Raw genomic sequence first — 17417 nt, 5'->3', positions numbered from 1 at the left:
GTAAGGGGCGCGGGGAACGTCGCGCCAAGCCCCCACGCACCCGCAGGAGAACCCTGCCCCCCAGCGAAGCGCTAAAGCAGCCCCTTCCTTGTGAGGTGGTTGAAGAACAGCCACCCCGGAAGCACCGGCAGCCACAGCGTAAGAAGTCGATAGAGCAGCACCGCGGGCGCGGCCACGTCCCGGGGCACACCCACCGCGATCAGACCGAGCGTCAGCGTCGCCTCGACCGCGCCCACACCGCCGGGAGTCGGCGCCGCGGAGCCCAGCGCGTTGCCGGCGAGGAAGACCACCGCGACGCTCGCCAGACTCAGGTTCGTCATCTCGTCGCTGCCGAACGCCCTGACCGAGGCGTCGAGACAGAGCACGAAGAGGAACGTGAGCAGCAGCATGCCGCCGAGGCCGGTGAGCAGCTTCTGCGGCCGCTGCAGTACGTCCAGCATGCGTGGCACGACACCGGCGAAGAGCGAGCGCACGCGCGTGACGACGAATTTCCGCAGGAACGGGATCGCGGTCACCACGAGGACGAGCACCGCGACCGAGAGGAGACCGGCGATGACGGTGCGGGACGGCGTGAACGACGGCGTCTTCTCCGTACCGGTCAGATAGCCGAAGACGAGCAGCAGCATGATGTGCGAGCCGAGCCCGAAGAGCTGCGAGGCCCCCACGCTCGCCACCGCGAGCCCCGACCGCACTCCGGAGCGCTGCAGGAAGCGCGTGTTGAGCGCGACACCGCCGACCGCGGCGGGCGCCACGATCTTCACGAACGACCCGGCGACCTGCGCCGCCACCGTCCGCAGGAACGGCACCCGCTCCGGCACGAAGCCGAGCAGGCTCATCGCGGCGGCGAAGTAGCTCAGCGCGGAGAAGCCCACCGCGGCGGCCACCCAGCCCCACTGCGCCTGCTGGAAGAGCGTGCCGAACTCGACGTGCGTGAGCTGCGACAACAGGAAGTACGCGCCGATGGCACCGGCGATGAAACTCATCAGCGTGCGCGGCCTGATCCGCTCGAGCTGCGCGGGCTCGACCGGCGCGGTCGGGCGGATCAGCAGCACCTGGTGACGGATCTGGGTGAGCAGATCCTCCTCGCGGGCCTGCTCAAGGGCGTCGTCTATGGCCTGCTTCTCGGCCTGCCGCTCCTGCTTGGCGGCCTGCTTCTCCTGCTTCTGGGCCTGCTTGCCCGTCTGCTCGTCGTCGGCCACGTGCGCGCGTGCGCCCTGTTTGGCCGTGCGGGACGCCTCGAGGACCGCGTCACGCTCGCGCTGGGAGCGCTCGCGGGCCAGCTTGCGCAGGGTGGCGCGGGTGGCGCGGGTGAGGGCGATCGGCTGCAGCAGCGGCAGACAGTCGGCCACCGCGTCGGGACCGAGGACCTCGACGGCCGACGCCACCGTGCGCTCGGCGCCCACGCGCAGGCCGACGGCGGTCAGGAGCTGGGCGATGTCCATGCGCAGCACCAGGTCGCCGGCGGCGATCTCACCGCCGCGCAGATCGGTGAGGATCACCGTGCCGGAACGATCCACCAGAATCGCGTCTCCCGCGAGCCTGCGGTGCGCGATCCTGCGGGACTGCAGCGCCTGCACCTGCCGCCAGGTGTCGCGCAGCAGCTCGTCGGTGACGGCATCGTCGGGCAGGGAGTCCAGGGACCGGCCGCCCGTGTGCTCGTAGACGAGCATCACCGCGTCCGGGCCGAGCTCGGAGGTGGCGATCAGCTTGGGCGCGTTGGCCCCTGCCGCGATCGCCGCGTACGCGAGCAGGGCCTCCTGCTCCAGCGCCTGGCGCAGCGACTGCAGGCTGCGCCGCTGGGTGATCCCGCGCAGCGTGAGCCTGCGCCACACGCGGTAGAAGAAGCCCTGCGCCTGCTGCTCGCGGTCGATGACCGTGACATCGAGCGGAGGGCCGTCCTCCAACGTGACGAAATAGCGGCGCCCCCGGTCGCCGTGCTCGCTGTCGGGGGACTCCTCGCGCGCGGCGCTCACGGGATGGAAGCCGACGTGCCGCAGGCCCGCGAGCAGGGTCTGCCCGGTGGGCCGCACGTTCGGCGAGCCGACCGCGTAGAGCGTTCCGTAGGCCACGGCCCAGCCGATCAGCACCGTCAGGATGATCGAGAACGGCGTCGTATAGCCGGTGACCAGCATGGTGAAGGCGTCGAGCAGCAGAATCACGAACAGGACGAGGCGCCAGCGCGGCCTGCGGGACATGCCGACGGCCGTCATGTACGCGATGACGGGCGCGAGATAGCCGTGCACCGGATCGGTGAACGCGTGGATGTCGGCGGGGGACGGCTTGGTGAGCGCGTCCTGGATGGAGCCGGGGGCGGCCTTCGCGACCCAGAGATCGGTGGCCAGCGTCACGCCGTGGGCCAGGACGGCGGCGAGCACCCCGTCGGCGATGCGCAGTCCGTCGCGTTTGACGAGGCGCTCGATGGCGAAGGCGACGGGGACGAGGAGGACCCCGATGCTCGCGACGAGCCCCGCCACCTTGATCAGCAGGTCGGGTGCCTGCTCGGTGCCCTTGTCGATGTCCTGTTCGAGCCCGGACGTCGTGCCGTGCGCGAACGCGGCGATCGCGAGGAGTACGGCGATGGCCAGGACGCCGACGAGCAGCCGCATGAGGTCGGAGGGGCGGTGCACGCGCGCGGCGAGGAGCGGTTCGTCGCGCTCCACGCGGTCGGTGTGCGCGGCGTCGCCCTCGATGCAGTCGGCGCCGTGGTCGGCCTGCTGCTCCGTCTGCTCGGCCTGCTCGGCCTGCTCGGTCTGGTTCTTCTCGGTCTTCTCGGTCTTCAGGGCGCGCTCACCGGTGTCCAGGTGTGACTCGGACGCAGAGGTGCCCGCTTTCTCATCGGGATGCACGCCCTGCCGTTCCGTCGTCTCTTCTTGATCTCGTATCACCAGTCACCGCCCGCACGATGGTGGCATGCCAGGTCGCCGCAGGGGGGCAGCAGGGGGCAACGCAAGGACGCGAAGTGGTCACGAAACGACACTTTGTGCCCTGTCGCACGGGGCGCGGCACGTTCCGTTCCGAGCCCGTCACCGTGTCGGCGGGGTGCGGCAGGATGGGCCGGATGAACGAGGAGAGCCGAAGGGAACAGGCCCCGTCCGACCGTGCGGCGCAGGTCTTGCCGGAGTACGCGGAGCGGGTTCTCGATGTCACGGAACTGATCCCTCCGGGGCGCGTGATGACCTACGGAGACATCGCCGAGTGGCTGGAGGAGGGCGGCCCCCGGCAGGTGGGACGGGTCATGGCCCTCTACGGAGAAGTCGTTCCGTGGTGGCGTGTCGTGCGCTCGGACGGAGTACTTCTGCCGGGTCACGAGCTGCACGCGCTGGAGCGGTACCGCGAGGAAGGCACGCCGTTGCGACAGGCTTCGCGCGCCGCCCAAGGGCATGTGCCGAAGATCGACATGCGCAGGGCGCGCTGGGACGGCGGTGACGCGGGTCACGGTCTCGGTGGTGCCGACGATGACGCAAGGGCCGCGGCGCGGGCTGAGACAAGGGCCGACACCACGGGGGACGCTCGCCCGCAGGCTCCGGAGGCTCACACCTGACAGCTTCCGCCATCCCGGGGCTCGATGGCGGCCCGGTGGCCCGTACGGGGGAAGCGCCGCGTCCTCCCTGCCCACTGGCGTAGCGTCGACAGCACGCATCCCCCTCACCCCTCGGCCACCGCCCGGCCGCTCATCGACCAGCACACCCACCAGGACCGGCGACCCACGTGAGCTCCCCTTCTTCCGCCCGGATCATCCGGCACCCGTCGCACCACCAGGTACGACAGGGGACCCCGGGTGCCTACCGACTGGTGCGTACCCTGCCGGACCGGCTGGATCCCCCTCGCTTGGACGCACGTCAGCGCGCGGTGGTTGACCACAGGAGCGGGCCGCTCCTCGTCCTCGCGGGACCGGGCACCGGCAAGACCACCACGCTCGTGGAGGCCGTCGCCGCGCGTGTCGCCGAGGGCGCGGACCCCACACGGATCCTGGTGCTCACCTTCAGCCGCAAGGCCGCGGTGGAGCTGCGCGACCGCATGGCGCTGCGCATCGGCGCCGCGCGCGCCCCGCAGGCGACCACGTTCCACTCCTTCTGCTACGCCCTGGTCCGCGCCCACCAGGACGCCGACCTGTTCGTGGAGCCGCTGCGGCTGCTCTCCGGGCCCGAACAGGACGTGGCGGTGCGCGAGCTCCTCGCGGGCCAGGTCGACCTCGCGCGGGAGGGCCGCGCGCACATCCGCTGGCCGGACGAGCTGCGCGCCTGCCTCACCACCCGCGGCTTCGCCGACGAGGTGCGCGCGGTGCTCGCCCGCAGCCGCGAGCTCGGCCTCGGGCCCGCGGCCCTGAACGACTTCGCCCGGCGCAGCGGCCGACCCGACTGGGGCGCCGCCGCGTCCTTCCTCGCCGAGTACCTGGACGTGCTCGACATGCAAGGAGTGCTCGACTACGCGGAACTGGTGCACCGCGCGGTGCTCCTCGCGCGCCGCCCCGAGGTGGCACGGGCGCTCGGCGCGCAGTACGACGCGGTCTTCGTGGACGAGTACCAGGACACGGACCCGGCCCAGGTGCGGCTGCTGCACGCGCTCGCCGGGGGCGGCAGGTCCCTGGTCGCCTTCGGAGACCCCGACCAGTCGATCTACACCTTCCGGGGCGCCGACGTGAACGGCATCCTGGAGTTCCCGTACGCCTTCCCGCGCGCGGACGGCACCCCGGCGCCCGTCGAGGTCCTGACGACGTCCCGCAGGTCCGGCGCGCAGCTGCTCGCCGCGACCCGGCTGGTCACCCGCCGCATGCCGCTGGCCAGGCTGCCCGCGGACAAGGTGCGGGTCCACCGGGAGCCGACACCGGTCCGTGACGGCGGCCGGGTCGAGGTCTACACGTACCCGACGGCAGGCACGGAGCTCGACAACATCGCGGACATCCTGCGCCGCGCGCACCTGGAGGACGGCGTCCCCTGGAGCGACATGGCGGTCCTGGTCCGCGCGGGCGCCCGCACGATCCCCGCGGTCCGGCGCAGCCTCAGCGCGGCGGGCGTCCCCCTCGACATCGACGGAGACGACATCGCGCTGCGCCACGAGCCCGCGGTGGTGCCGTTGCTGTCGGCACTGCGGGTGGTGGCGACGGCGGTGCTGGAGGAGGCGGGTGCCTCTGAGGAGGGGACTTCTGAGGAGGGGATTTCTGAGGGGGGCGCTCCTGGGGAAGACGCATCCGAGGCCGACGCCTCGGGGGGAGACGCTCCTGAGGCTTCTGGAGAAGGGGCACGCGAAGGGGACGTTTCCGTAGGGGACGCCCTTGAAGGGGGTGTCTCCGATCGGGACGTCTCCGAAGGGCGCGTCTTCGAGGCGGACGCCTCCGAACAGGCCATCTCCGAGGGGGATGCCTCCGAACGGCACGCCCCCGAAGAGCCCGGCGCCCCACGTACTGAAGTCACCACCGCCCCCGCCTGGCTCGGCACCGAGACCGCCCTCACCCTCCTGACCTCCCCCCTGGCAGGCATGGACGCCGCCGACCTGCGTCGGCTCGGCCGCGCGCTGCGTGAGGAGGAGCGCGCCGCGGGCAACCATCTGCCGCCGCCCTCCGACGAGTTGCTGGCCCGCGCCCTCGCCGAGCCGGAGCGGCTCGTCGCGCACGACCCGACGTACGCCCGCGGCGCCCAGCGTCTCGGCGCGCTGCTGCGCAAGGCCCGTGAGCGCCTCGCGGGCGGCGGTACGGCCGAGGAGGCGCTGTGGGAGCTCTGGGACGGCACGCCGTGGCCCAAGCGCCTGGAGCGCACCGCGCGGCGCGGCGGCGCGGCCGGGCGCAACGCCGACCGCGACCTCGACGCGGTGTGCGCGCTGTTCGCCGCGGCGGCCCGCGCCGAGGAGCGCACCGGTGGCCGCGGCGCCCTCAACTTCCTGGAGGAGACCGAGGCGCAGGACATCGCCGCGGACACACTCACCCGCAGGGCCGTACGCCCCGAGGCCGTACGCCTCATGACGGCGCACCGCGCCAAGGGCCTGGAGTGGCGCCTCGTCGTGGTCGCGGGCGTCCAGGAGGGCCTCTGGCCCGACCTGCGCCGCCGGGGCTCCCTCCTGGAGGCCGACCGCATCGGACGCGACGGCCTCGCCGAACCCCTCACGCCGGGAGCGCTCCTCTCCGAAGAACGCCGCTTGTTCTACGTCGCCGCCACCCGCGCGCGTGAACGCCTCGTCGTCACCGCGGTCAAGGCACCGGCGGACGACGGCGACCAGCCCTCCCGCTTCCTCACCGAACTCGGCGTCGAACCAAAGGACGTAACGGGCCGTCCGCGCCGCCCCCTGTCGGTCTCCGCGCTCGTCGCCGAGCTGCGCGCCACCACCGTCGACCCGCGCGTCTCGGAGACCCTGCGGGAGGCCGCGGCCCAGCGCCTGGCCAAGCTCGCCGCGCTCGGTGACGCCGACGGACGCCCCCTCGTACCGTCCGCGCACCCCTACCGCTGGTGGGGCATGTACGAGCCGACGGCGAGCGAAGTCCCCCTGAGGGACAGGGACAAGCCGGTCGTGCTCTCCGGAAGCGCACTCGACCAGCTCGCCAACACCTGCTCCCTGCAGTGGTTCCTGGGCCGCGAGGTGAAGGCGGACGCGCCCGCGACCGCCGCCCAGGGCTTCGGCAACGTGGTGCACGTCCTGGCCGACGAGGTCGCGTCCGGACGTACGCCCGCCGACCTCGCCGTCCTCATGGAGCGCCTCGACTCGGTGTGGGACGCGCTCGCCTTCGACGCGCCCTGGAAGTCGTCGCAGGAGAAGGAGCACGCGCGCGTGGCGCTCGAACGCTTCCTCCAGTGGCATGTGATGGACCGCGCGAGCCGCACCCCCCTCGCCAGCGAGCACGGCTTCGACGTGACCCTCGGAGCGGGTCCCTACGAAGTGCGGGTGCGCGGCTCCATGGACCGCGTCGAGCAGGACGCGGAAGGCCGCGCCTACGTAGTGGACTTCAAGACCGGCAAACAGGCTCCCACCGCCGCCGACGTCGCCCGCCATCCGCAGCTCGCCGTCTACCAGCTGGCGGTCCGCGAGGGCGCCGCGGACGACGTCTTCGGAGGCGTACGCCCCGAACCGGGCGGCGCCGAACTGGTGCAGCTGCGCCAGGGCGCCGCCAAGAAGAACGGCGGCGACGCCCTGCCCAAGGTCCAGGCCCAGGAGCCCCTCTCCGGAGAGTGGATCGGCGACCTCCTTGCGACGGCCGCGGGCAAGGTCCTCGACGAACGCTTCACCCCGACCGCGGGCCAGCACTGCGCCCACTGCGCCTTCCGCGCCTCGTGCAGCGCGCGCCCGGAGGGCCGTCACGTAGTGGAGTGACGACGGCGACACGTGTGCCTTTGGTGGTGGAAGTCACGGTGGGCCAACCGCGTTCATAGCAGGCTCACAGGCCATCTAAGGTCTCGGTAAAGCTGAACCGTGCACTCAGCGGACCGCCCGATCGTGCACCTTTCCGAGGAGACATACACATGGCAGCCAACCGGAAGCTCCTGGCAGTGGCCGCCGTCGCCTGCGCCGCCGCCGTCATCGGCGTCACGGGCTGCAGCAGCGACGGTGACAAGGACCCCTTCGACGGCATGAGCGCCGACAAGATCGCCGAGAAGGCGTCCAAGGCATCCAAGGACGCGGGGTCCTACCGGATGAAGGGCCAGATGAAGCAGAACGGCCAGACGAGCGACATCGAGTTCGCCGTCGCCAAGTCCGGCGACTGCAAGGGCACGATGGGCTCGGCCGAGACGGGCAAGGCCGAGTTCCTGGCCTCCGGCGAGTTCTCGTACACCAAGGGCGACGACAAGTTCTGGGAGTCCACCACGGGCAGCGGCGGCGCTGCCAAGCTCCTCAAGGGCCGCTGGACGAAGCAGTCCAACAAGGGTGGCAAGCCCGTCTGCAACCCGGACGACATGTTCAGCAACAAGAACCTCAAGAAGCTGAAGCGGGGGGACGACGCCGAGGTCGGCGGCGCGAAGGCGGCCGTCCTGACCCGCAAGAAGGGCAGCGAGACCACCACCTTCTACGTCGCCCTGGAGGGCAAGCCGTACTTCCTGAAGGTCGTGAACAAGGGCAGCGAAGGCCCCGGCACCGTGAACTTCAGCGACTACGGCAAGGCCGTCGACGTCAAGGCTCCGCCGGCCAGCGAGGTCGTCGACCCGAAGAAGCTGGCCTCGGGTTCCTGACCCCACGCTTGCCATGAGCGGGCGGTGGCCGCCCGCGTCCGGTTTCGTCCCGGATGTCAGTGGCCACCGCTAGCCTCTCTGACGTGCCACCTCGTATCACCGACCCCGAGCAGCTCAAAGAGCTCCTCGGCATCCCGTTCACCCCGGAGCAGACGGCCTGCATCACCGCGCCGCCCGCCCCGCAGGTGATCGTTGCCGGAGCGGGGTCGGGCAAGACGACGGTGATGGCGGCCCGCGTGGTCTGGCTGGTCGGCACCGGACAGGTCGCCCCCGAGCAGGTGCTCGGCCTGACGTTCACGAACAAGGCGGCGGGCGAGCTCGCCGAGCGGGTGCGCCAGGCACTCGTCAAGGCGGGCGTCACCGACCCCGACGCGGTCGACCCGGACAACGCTCCCGGCGAGCCCGTCATCTCCACGTACCACGCCTTCGCGGGCCGCCTCCTGACCGACCACGGCCTGCGCATCGGCCTGGAGCCGACCTCCCGCCTGCTCGCCGACGCCACCCGCTTCCAGCTCGCCGCGCGCGTGCTGCGCGAGGCGCCAGGACCCTATCCGGCGCTGACCCGGTCCTTCCCCGACCTCGTCAGCGACCTCCTCGCCCTCGACAGCGAGCTCGCCGAACACCTCGTGCGGCCCGAGCGCCTTCGCGCGTACGACACCGAGCTGCTGCGCGCCCTGGCGGACGCCAAGCTCAGCAACGCCGAGCTGCGCAAGGTCCCGGAGACGGCGGCCGCCCGCCTCGAACTGGCCGAGCTCGTGGGCCACTACCGCGCGGCCAAGCGCTCCAGGGACCTCCTCGACTTCGGCGACCAGATCGCCCTGTCCGCGACGCTCGCCCGCACCCGCGGGGAGGTTGGCGAGATCCTCCGCGACGAGTTCCGCGTCGTCCTCCTCGACGAGTACCAGGACACCTCGGTCGCCCAGCGCATCCTCCTGTCCGGCCTGTTCGGCGGCGGCACGGGCCATCCGGTGACCGCGGTCGGCGACCCCTGCCAGGCGATCTACGGATGGCGCGGCGCCTCGGTGGCGAACCTGGACGACTTCCCCGAGCACTTCGCGTACGCCGACGGGCGCCCCGCCACCCGCCACGCGCTCAGCGAGAACCGCCGCAGCGGCGGCCGCCTCCTGAACCTCGCCAACGGCCTCGCGGAGCCGCTGCGCGCCATGCACGCGGGCGTGGAGGCCCTGCGGCCCGCGCCCGGCGCCAAGCGCGACGGCGTGGTGCGCTGCGCCCTGCTGCGCACGCACGCCGAGGAGATCGACTGGCTCGCCGACTCGATCGCCCACCTGGTGCGCACCGGCACGGCACCCGGCGAGATCGCGGTCCTGTGCCGCACGGCGACGGACTTCGGCGAGATCCAGGGCGCCCTCGTCGCCCGCGACATCCCCGTGGAGGTCGTCGGCCTCTCCGGACTCCTGCACCTCCCCGAGGTCGCCGACCTCGTCGCCGTCTGCGAGGTCCTCCAGGACCCGGGGGCCAATGCCTCCCTGGTGCGGCTCCTGACCGGCCCCCGCTGGCGCGTCGGCGCCCGCGACCTCGCCCTCCTGGGGCGCCGCGCCCGCCTCCTCGTACGGCACGGGCACGCCGCCCCCGACGATCCCGACCGGCGCCTCGCCGAGGCCGTCGAGGGGGTCGACCCGGCCGAGGTCATATCGCTCGCGGACGCCCTTGACACCTTCCTGGAGACACCGCTCGCCGCGGACGACCCCTCCGGAGGGGACGACGGGCTGCCGTTCTCGGCGGACGCGCGGGTGCGCTTCGCCCGGCTCGCCGCCGAGCTGCGCGAGCTGCGCCGCTCTCTTTCCGACCCCCTGATGGACGTGCTGCACCGCGTGCTCGCCGTGACTGGCCTCGAAGTGGAGCTCTCCGCCTCCCCGCACGCCCTCGCCGCCCGCCGCCGCGAGACGCTCTCCAACTTCCTCGACGTCGCCGCGTCCTTCGCCGCCAACGACCAGGGCGCCTCGCTGCTCGCCTTCCTCGGCTTCCTGCGCACCGCCGCCCAGTACGAGAAGGGCCTGGACAACGCCCTGCCGGGCGGCGAGAACACGGTCAAGGTGCTCACCGCCCACAAGTCCAAGGGCCTGGAGTGGGACGTCGTCGCGGTCCCCGGTCTGGTCAACGGCACCTTCCCGAGCGCACAGGGCCGCGAGAAGTGGACCGCCCAGGCCAAGGTCGTGCCGCACGAGCTGCGCGGTGACGCGGCCACGCTGCCCGACGTCGACGCGTGGGACGCCAAGGGCATGAAGGCGTTCCACGAGTCGATGAAGGACCACCAGCGCACCGAGGAACTCCGCCTCGGCTACGTGACGTTCACCCGCCCCCGCTCGCTGCTCCTCGGCTCGGGCCACTGGTGGGGCCCCTCCCAGAAGAAGCCGCGCGGCCCCTCGGACTTCCTCCAGGCCCTGCACGACCACTGCGCGGCGGGCCACGGCGAGATCGAGGTCTGGGCGGACGAACCGGCGCAGGACGAGGAGAACCCGGCGCTGCGGGAGGAGACGGCCGACCGCGCCTGGCCGCTCCCGCTGGACGACGCCTCCCTGGCCCGCCGCCGTGCCGCCGCGCGGACGGTCCTCGACCACCTGGACCGCCTGACGGGGGAGAGCGCGCCCGAGCACGCCCGCTCCCACGAGGAGGCCCACCCGTCGGCGCACGACGACGTGCCCCCGGCCGACGACCCCGAGTGGCCGCCGCCCCCTCCGGAGGACGAGGAGGGCGCCGCCGACGCCGACGCGGCGGACTGGGACTCCCTGGCGAAGGAGCGCCCGGCCGTCCCGCACCCCGCGGACGCCCCCGGCACCGAGACCGCCCGCCCCGGCGCCCCCGCCGGCGGCGGCCACGCCCGCGTGCCGCTGCCCGCACCCGCGCCCGACGCCCGCCCGCACCCCGCGGAGCGCGTCCCGGACACCCGCACCGCGCCGGACGCGCCCCGCGCCCGCCTCACCCCGGAGGAGGCCCGCACCCTCGCCTCCTGGGACCGCGACCTGGACGCGCTGACCGGCGAGCTGCTGCGCGCCCGCGAGGCCGTCAGGGACGTGCCCGTGCCGCCCTCGCTCACCGCGTCCGAGCTGATGCGCCTCGCCGCCGACCCCGAAGGGTTCGCGCAGGACCTGGCCCGCCCCATGCCGCGCCCGCCGCAGCCCGCCGCCCGCCGGGGCACCCGCTTCCACGCCTGGATCGAGTCCCGCTTCGAGAGCCTCACGCTGCCGATGCTCGCCCCGGAGGACCTGCCGGGCGGTGGCCCCGACGAGGCCGAGATCGCCGACGAGCGCGACCTGGAAGCCCTCAAGGATTCCTTCGAGCGCACCGAGTACGCCCACCGCACCCCCTACCGCGTGGAGGTCCCCTTCCAGTTCGTGATCGCGGGCCGCGTCGTCAGGGGCCGCATCGACGCCGTCTACAAGGACGGTGACGGAGCCGACACGACGTACGAGATCGTCGACTGGAAGACCAGCCGCACCCACAGCGCCGACCCCCTGCAGCTCGCCGTCTACCGGCTGGCCTGGGCCGAGCAGCAGGGCGTCCCTCCGGAATCGGTGAAGGCCGCCTTCCTGTACGTGCGCAGCGGAGAGACCGCGCGGCCCCGGCACCTGCCGGGCCGCGCCGAGCTCGAACGCCTGCTGCTCGAAGAACCGGCCACCGACCCGGACGCCGAACCGCCGGAAGAGCCGGCCCCGGATGGCGGATAGGCTCGTGACCATGAGCGAGACACCGGACAGCGCCGTCCGTACGTACATCGAGAACAACCGTGCCGCCTTCCTCGACGACCTCGCCGAGTGGCTGCGCATACCGTCCGTGTCGGCCCAGCCCGACCACGCACAGGACGTGCGCCGCAGTGCCGACTGGCTCGCCGCCAAGCTCAAGGAGACCGGCTTCCCGACCGTCGAGGTCTGGCAGACGCCGGGCGCGCCCGCCGTGTTCGCCGAGTGGCCTTCGGACGACCCGCGGGCCCCCACCGTCCTCGTCTACGGCCACCACGACGTGCAGCCCGCCGCCCGCGAGGACGGCTGGGACACCGACCCGTTCGAGCCGGTCGTCGAGGGAAACCGGCTGTACGCGCGCGGGGCCGCCGACGACAAGGGCCAGGTCTTCTTCCACACCCTCGGTGTCCGCGCCCATCTCGCGGCCACCGGCCGCACCGCGCCCGCCGTCCACCTGAAGCTGCTCATCGAGGGCGAGGAGGAGTCGGGCTCCCCGCACTTCCGCGCGCTCATCGAGGAGCACCGCGAGCGCATCGCCGCCGACGCGGTGATCGTCTCGGACACCGGCATGTGGTCGGAGGACACCCCCACCGTCTGCACCGGAATGCGGGGCCTGGCCGACTGCGAGATCGAGCTGCGCGGACCCGACCAGGACATCCACTCCGGCTCCTTCGGCGGCGCGGTCCCGAACCCCGCCACCGAGGCCGCCCGCCTCGTCGCCGCCCTCCACGACGAGCACGCGCGCGTGGCGATCCCCGGCTTCTACGAAGGCATCACGGAACTCACGGACCGCGAGCGCGAACTCTTCGCCGAGCTGCCCTTCGACGAGGAGCGCTGGCTGCGTACGGCCAAGTCGCACGCGACCCACGGCGAGGCGGGGCACACCACCCTGGAGCGCATCTGGGCCCGCCCCACCGCCGAGGTCAACGGCATCGGCGGCGGCTACCAGGGAGCGGGCGGCAAGACGATCGTCCCGTCGTCCGCGTTCCTCAAGCTGTCCTTCCGGCTTGTCGCGGGCCAGGACCCGGACCGCGTCGAGGAGGCCGTGCGCACCTGGGTCGCCGACCGGCTGCCCCCGGGCATCCGGCACACGATCACCTTCGGCTCCGCCACGCGCCCGTGCCTGACCCCGCTTGACCACCCGGCGCTGCAGTCCGTCGTCCGCGCGATGGGACGCGCCTTCGAGCAGCAGATCCGCTTCACGCGCGAGGGCGGCTCGGGGCCTGCCGCCGACCTCCAGGACGTCCTCGGCGCGCCCGTGCTGTTCCTCGGCATCTCCGTCCCCTCCGACGGCTGGCACGCGCCGAACGAGAAGGTCGAGCTCGACCTGCTCCTCAAGGGCGTGGAGACGACCGCCTACCTGTGGGGCGACCTCGCGGAGAACTGGCGCGATGCACACTGAGAGTCCCCGGATCGCCGAGCACGCCCGGCAGACCGTTGAGCACGTCCTGCTGAACCACCCATTCCATCGGGGGAGTTGGAAGCACCTGTGACCACCTGGACCGACCGCACCGCAGACCGGCCCGTCTCGCTCACCGCGCAGAGCGGCATCGACCGCGCGGCCCACCACCGCATGGACGAGGCCTGGCTCGCCGCAGCCTGGAGCCACCCGACGACCCGGGTCTTCGTGGTCTCCGGTGGTCAGGTGCTCATCGACGAGACACCGGAGGGCGCCACGGAACTGGTGATGACGCCCGCCTTCGAAGCGCCCCTCACCGAGGAGCACCGCTACTTCCTGGGCACGGGCGACGACGGCGTCAGCTACTTCGCGCTCCAGAAGGACACCCTGCCGGGCCGCATGGACCAGTCCGCGCGCCCCGCGGGGCTGCGCGAGGCGGGGCTGCTGCTCTCGCCGCGCGACGCGGGCCTGATGGTGCACGCCGTCGCCCTGGAGAACTGGCAGCGCCTGCACCGCTTCTGCTCCCGCTGCGGCGAGCGCACGATCATCGCCGCCGCGGGGCACATCCGCCGCTGCCAGGCGTGCGGCGCCGAGCACTACCCGCGCACGGACCCCGCGGTGATCATGGCGGTCAGGGACGCCGAGGACCGCATCCTCCTGGGCCGCCAGGTGCACTGGCCCGAGGGCCGCTTCTCCACCCTCGCGGGCTTCGTCGAGCCGGGCGAGTCCATCGAGCAGTCGGTGCGCCGGGAGGTCTTCGAGGAGGCGGGCGTCACGGTCGGCGACGTCGAGTACGTCGCCAGCCAGCCCTGGCCCTTCCCCTCCAGCCTGATGCTGGGCTTCATGGCCGACGCGACCTCATCGGAGATCCAGGTCGACGGCGAGGAGATCCAGGAAGCCCGCTGGTTCTCCCGGGAAGACCTGCGGGCCGCATTCGAGTCCGGGGAGGTCCTGCCTCCCTACGGAATCTCGATTGCGGCCCGTCTGATCGAGCTCTGGTACGGCAAGCCCCTGCCGAAGCCGGGGACCGTGGGCTGAGCCGAGGCCTCGGCCCGGCGTCCGCCCGATCAGGCCAGCTTCTGCTTGACCTGCGCGAGCGAGGGGTTCGTGAGCGTGGAGCCGTCCGGGAAGAGGACGGTGGGAACCGTCTGGTTTCCGCCGTTCGCCTTCTCGACGAAGGCCGCGGAATCCGGGTCGTGCTCGATGTTGACCTCCTCGTACGCGATGCCCTCACGGTCCATCTGGCCCTTGAGGCGGCGGCAGTAGCCGCACCACGTGGTGCTGTACATCGTCACGGTGCCCGGCATCTCTCGTGTGCTCCTTCATCGCTCGGGGTGCGTCTTCGCAATCAGTCGAACGTACGCGACCCGGCCACCATTCCCGCATTAGTACGACCGGCTGCGGCGCCCTGTGGACAACGGGCTCACCGGCCCCTGGCGACCTGGCAGCATGGCAGGGTGACATCAGCAACGCACTCCACTCTCTTCCCGCAGGTCCCGGACTCTGCCGACGCGGTGCTCGCCGGGCTCGACCCGGAGCAGCGCGAGGTGGCCACCGCCCTGCACGGGCCGGTGTGCGTCCTCGCGGGTGCCGGTACGGGCAAGACACGGGCGATCACCCACCGGATCGCCTATGGCGTGCGCGCCGGGATCCTCCAGCCCGCCAGCGTGCTGGCTGTCACGTTCACCAACCGCGCGGCGGGCGAGATGCGCGGCCGGCTGCGCCAGCTCGGCGCCTCCGGCGTCCAGGCGCGCACGTTCCACTCGGCGGCCCTGCGCCAGCTGCAGTTCTTCTGGCCGAAGGCGGTCGGCGGCTCGCTGCCCCGCATCGTCGACCGCAAGATCAAACTCGTCGCGGACGCGGCCGCCGCCTGCCGCATCCGCCTCGACCGGAACGAGCTGCGGGATCTGACCAGCGAGATCGAGTGGTCCAAGGTCACCCAGACCGTCCCCGCGGACTATGCGGCGGCCGCCGTCAAGTCCGGCCGTGACGTCCCGCGCGACCCGGCCGAGATCTCCCAGCTCTACGCGGCGTACGAGGACCTCAAGCGCGACCGCGCCGTCATCGACTTCGAGGACGTCCTGCTGCTCACCGTCGGCATCCTCCAGGACCGGCATGACATCGCCGAGCAGATCCGCTCCCAGTACCAGCACTTCGTGGTCGACGAGTACCAGGACGTCAGCCCCCTCCAGCAGCGCCTGCTCGACCTGTGGCTCGGCGAGCGCGACAGCCTCTGCGTCGTCGGCGACGCCAGCCAGACGATCTACTCCTTCACCGGCGCGACCCCCGACCACCTGTTGAACTTCCGCACCCGCCACCCGGGAGCGACCGTCGTCAAGCTGGTCCGTGACTACCGCTCCACGCCCCAGGTCGTCCACCTCGCCAACGGCCTGCTCTCCCAGGCCCGCGGCCGCGCCGCCGACCACCGCCTGGAGCTGATCTCCCAGCGCGACCCCGGGGCCGAGCCGGTCTACGTCGAGTACGCGGACGAGCCCGCCGAGGCGGAAGGCGCGGCCCGCCGCATCCGCGCCCTCCTCGCCGACGGCGTCCCGGCCAGCGAGATCGCGGTCCTCTTCCGTACGAACTCGCAGTCGGAGATCTACGAACAGGCGCTCGCCGACGCCGGAGTGCCCTATCAGCTGCGCGGCGCCGAGCGGTTCTTCGAGCGCACCGAGGTGCGGGAAGCGGGCGCGGCCCTGCGCGGCGCGGCGCGCTTCGGCGGCAACGACGCCCTCTTGGACGACGTGGTCGACCTGCCCTCCCAGGTCCGGGCCGTGCTCTCCACCAAGGGCTGGACGAACCAGCCCCCCGCGGGCTCCGGGGCGGCCCGGGACCGGTGGGAGTCCCTCGCGGCGCTCGTGCGCCTCGCCGAGGACTTCGCGCGGGCCAAGCCGGAGGCGACCCTCGCCGACCTCGTGGCCGAGCTGGACGAGCGGGCGAACGCCCAGCACGCGCCCACCGTCGAGGGCGTCACGCTGGCCTCGCTGCACGCGGCCAAGGGCCTGGAATGGGACGCCGTGTTCCTGGTCGGCCTCGCCGAGGGCATGATGCCGATCACCTACGCCAAGACCGACGAGCAGATCGAGGAGGAGCGCAGGCTCCTGTACGTGGGCGTGACCCGCGCCCGCGTCCACCTCTCCCTCTCCTGGGCCCTCTCCCGTTCCCCGGGCGGCCGCCCGAACCGCCGCCCCAGCCGCTTCATGGACGGCCTGCGCCCGGGCTCGGGGGCGGGTGCGGCGGCGCGTGCCGCGGGCGGTGGCCCCGGCGGCGTCGAGCGCGGCAGCGGCGGCGAGGGCACCGGCACCCCCGCGGGCCGTCGGCAGCGGAAGAACCGGACCCCGGCCCGCTGCCGGGTCTGCGGGCGGACGCTGACCGAGGCGGGCGAGATGAAGCTCATGCGGTGCGAAGACTGTCCTTCCGACATGGACGAAGGACTCTACGAGCGTCTTCGGGAGTGGCGCTCGGGTCAGGCGAGCCGCCTGGGGCAGCCCGCGTACTGCGTCTTCACGGACAAGACCTTGATCGCCATCGCGGAGGCCGTGCCGGACGACGAGGGGGAGCTGGCCCGGATCCCGGGAGTCGGCGTCCGTAAGTTCAACCGCTTCGGAGCCGACGTCCTCGCTATCTGTGCAGGTCAGGAGCCTGTAAGGGGCGCCGATGAAGAATGATTCAAACTCGTCGAAAAAATAGTTTGCGCATGCGCAAGGAAGACCCATAGGTTCTTAACACGGAAACGGCGGCTTCTCCGAAGCCCCGGTTCCGTGCTGTACTTGACAGTCCGCAGGATCGGCCCCGGCCGATCCACTAGACGCCGAGAGGAGGCGAATTCCAGTGATCAGCATCAACGAGAGCTTCATCAGCACCGTCAAAATGACCGATCGCTCGGTCGTCGCTTCCTGCCTGCTCGGCTTCTCGAACCAGGGCACCGGTCTGTCCGGCGGCATCCCCGCCGTGCGTCCGATGTCCGCCGCCCTGCCTCTCGCCGGTCTCCCGATCGTCGAGGCCAATGAGGGCAATGAGCGACCGACCAAGGCACCGGAAGCAGCAGTAGCGGAGGCGCAGGCCTATGCCTTTGCGGCAGCCGGTGCCGGATTCCGGAAGCAGACGACGCAGCACCACACGATGTGGGCCTTCCGTGGGCTCGAACCCTGGAGTGATCCAGTCTGATCC

At 72.3% G+C, this 17417-nt stretch carries 9 protein-coding genes and 1 pseudogene; 8 read left to right on the top strand and 2 right to left on the bottom strand.

Features of this window, described 5'->3' with window-relative positions; all coding sequences use genetic code 11:
• Positions 1–71 precede the first annotated feature (71 nt).
• Positions 72–2846, bottom strand: coding sequence for a lysylphosphatidylglycerol synthase domain-containing protein (locus tag CP970_RS14545; protein WP_398655097.1), 2775 nt, complete (start codon positions 2844–2846; stop codon positions 72–74).
• Positions 2847–3049: 203 nt separating this feature from the next.
• On the opposite strand from CP970_RS14545, the pseudogene CP970_RS14540 reads away from it, so the two are divergent.
• The 6 genes and pseudogenes from CP970_RS14540 to nudC all read left to right on the top strand — a co-directional run.
• A pseudogene (locus CP970_RS14540) lies at positions 3050–3439 on the top strand (MGMT family protein); the annotation flags it as partial.
• Positions 3440–3708: 269 nt separating this feature from the next.
• Positions 3709–7296, top strand: coding sequence for an ATP-dependent DNA helicase (locus CP970_RS14535; protein WP_079043565.1), 3588 nt, complete (start codon positions 3709–3711; stop codon positions 7294–7296).
• A gap of 149 nt (positions 7297–7445) precedes the next feature.
• A complete protein-coding gene (locus tag CP970_RS14530; protein ID WP_055548363.1) occupies positions 7446–8150 on the top strand; it encodes a hypothetical protein in 705 nt (234 codons plus the stop codon).
• Positions 8151–8233: 83 nt separating this feature from the next.
• Entirely contained in the window at positions 8234–11836 is a 3603-nt protein-coding gene (locus CP970_RS14525) for a UvrD-helicase domain-containing protein (RefSeq protein ID WP_150493378.1), read from the top strand.
• A 10-nt stretch (positions 11837–11846) separates the two neighbouring features.
• Positions 11847–13250, top strand: a complete 1404-nt coding sequence (locus tag CP970_RS14520; RefSeq protein ID WP_055555185.1) for a dipeptidase — start codon at positions 11847–11849, stop codon at positions 13248–13250.
• Positions 13251–13337: 87 nt separating this feature from the next.
• Positions 13338–14285, top strand: a complete 948-nt coding sequence (nudC, locus tag CP970_RS14515; protein WP_055555165.1) for an NAD(+) diphosphatase — start codon at positions 13338–13340, stop codon at positions 14283–14285.
• A gap of 29 nt (positions 14286–14314) precedes the next feature.
• On the opposite strand, the gene CP970_RS14510 is transcribed toward nudC, so the two are convergent.
• On the bottom strand, positions 14315–14554 hold the full coding sequence (locus tag CP970_RS14510) for a mycoredoxin (protein ID WP_055555167.1): 240 nt from the start codon (positions 14552–14554) through the stop codon (positions 14315–14317).
• Between the two features lie 27 nt (positions 14555–14581).
• On the opposite strand from CP970_RS14510, the gene CP970_RS14505 reads away from it, so the two are divergent.
• Positions 14582–16915: an ATP-dependent DNA helicase UvrD2 gene (locus CP970_RS14505; RefSeq protein ID WP_079043979.1), complete on the top strand. Its 2334-nt coding sequence runs from the start codon at positions 14582–14584 to the stop codon at positions 16913–16915.
• A 163-nt stretch (positions 16916–17078) separates the two neighbouring features.
• Positions 17079–17414, top strand: coding sequence for a hypothetical protein (locus tag CP970_RS14500; RefSeq protein ID WP_055555171.1), 336 nt, complete (start codon positions 17079–17081; stop codon positions 17412–17414).
• The last annotated feature ends 3 nt before the right edge of the window (positions 17415–17417 follow it).

It is taken from the genome of Streptomyces kanamyceticus (assembly GCF_008704495.1).
GTDB lineage: Bacteria > Actinomycetota > Actinomycetes > Streptomycetales > Streptomycetaceae > Streptomyces > Streptomyces kanamyceticus.
Note: the sequence above shows the minus strand (reverse complement) of the source record. Positions and strands in the feature narration are given on the sequence as shown.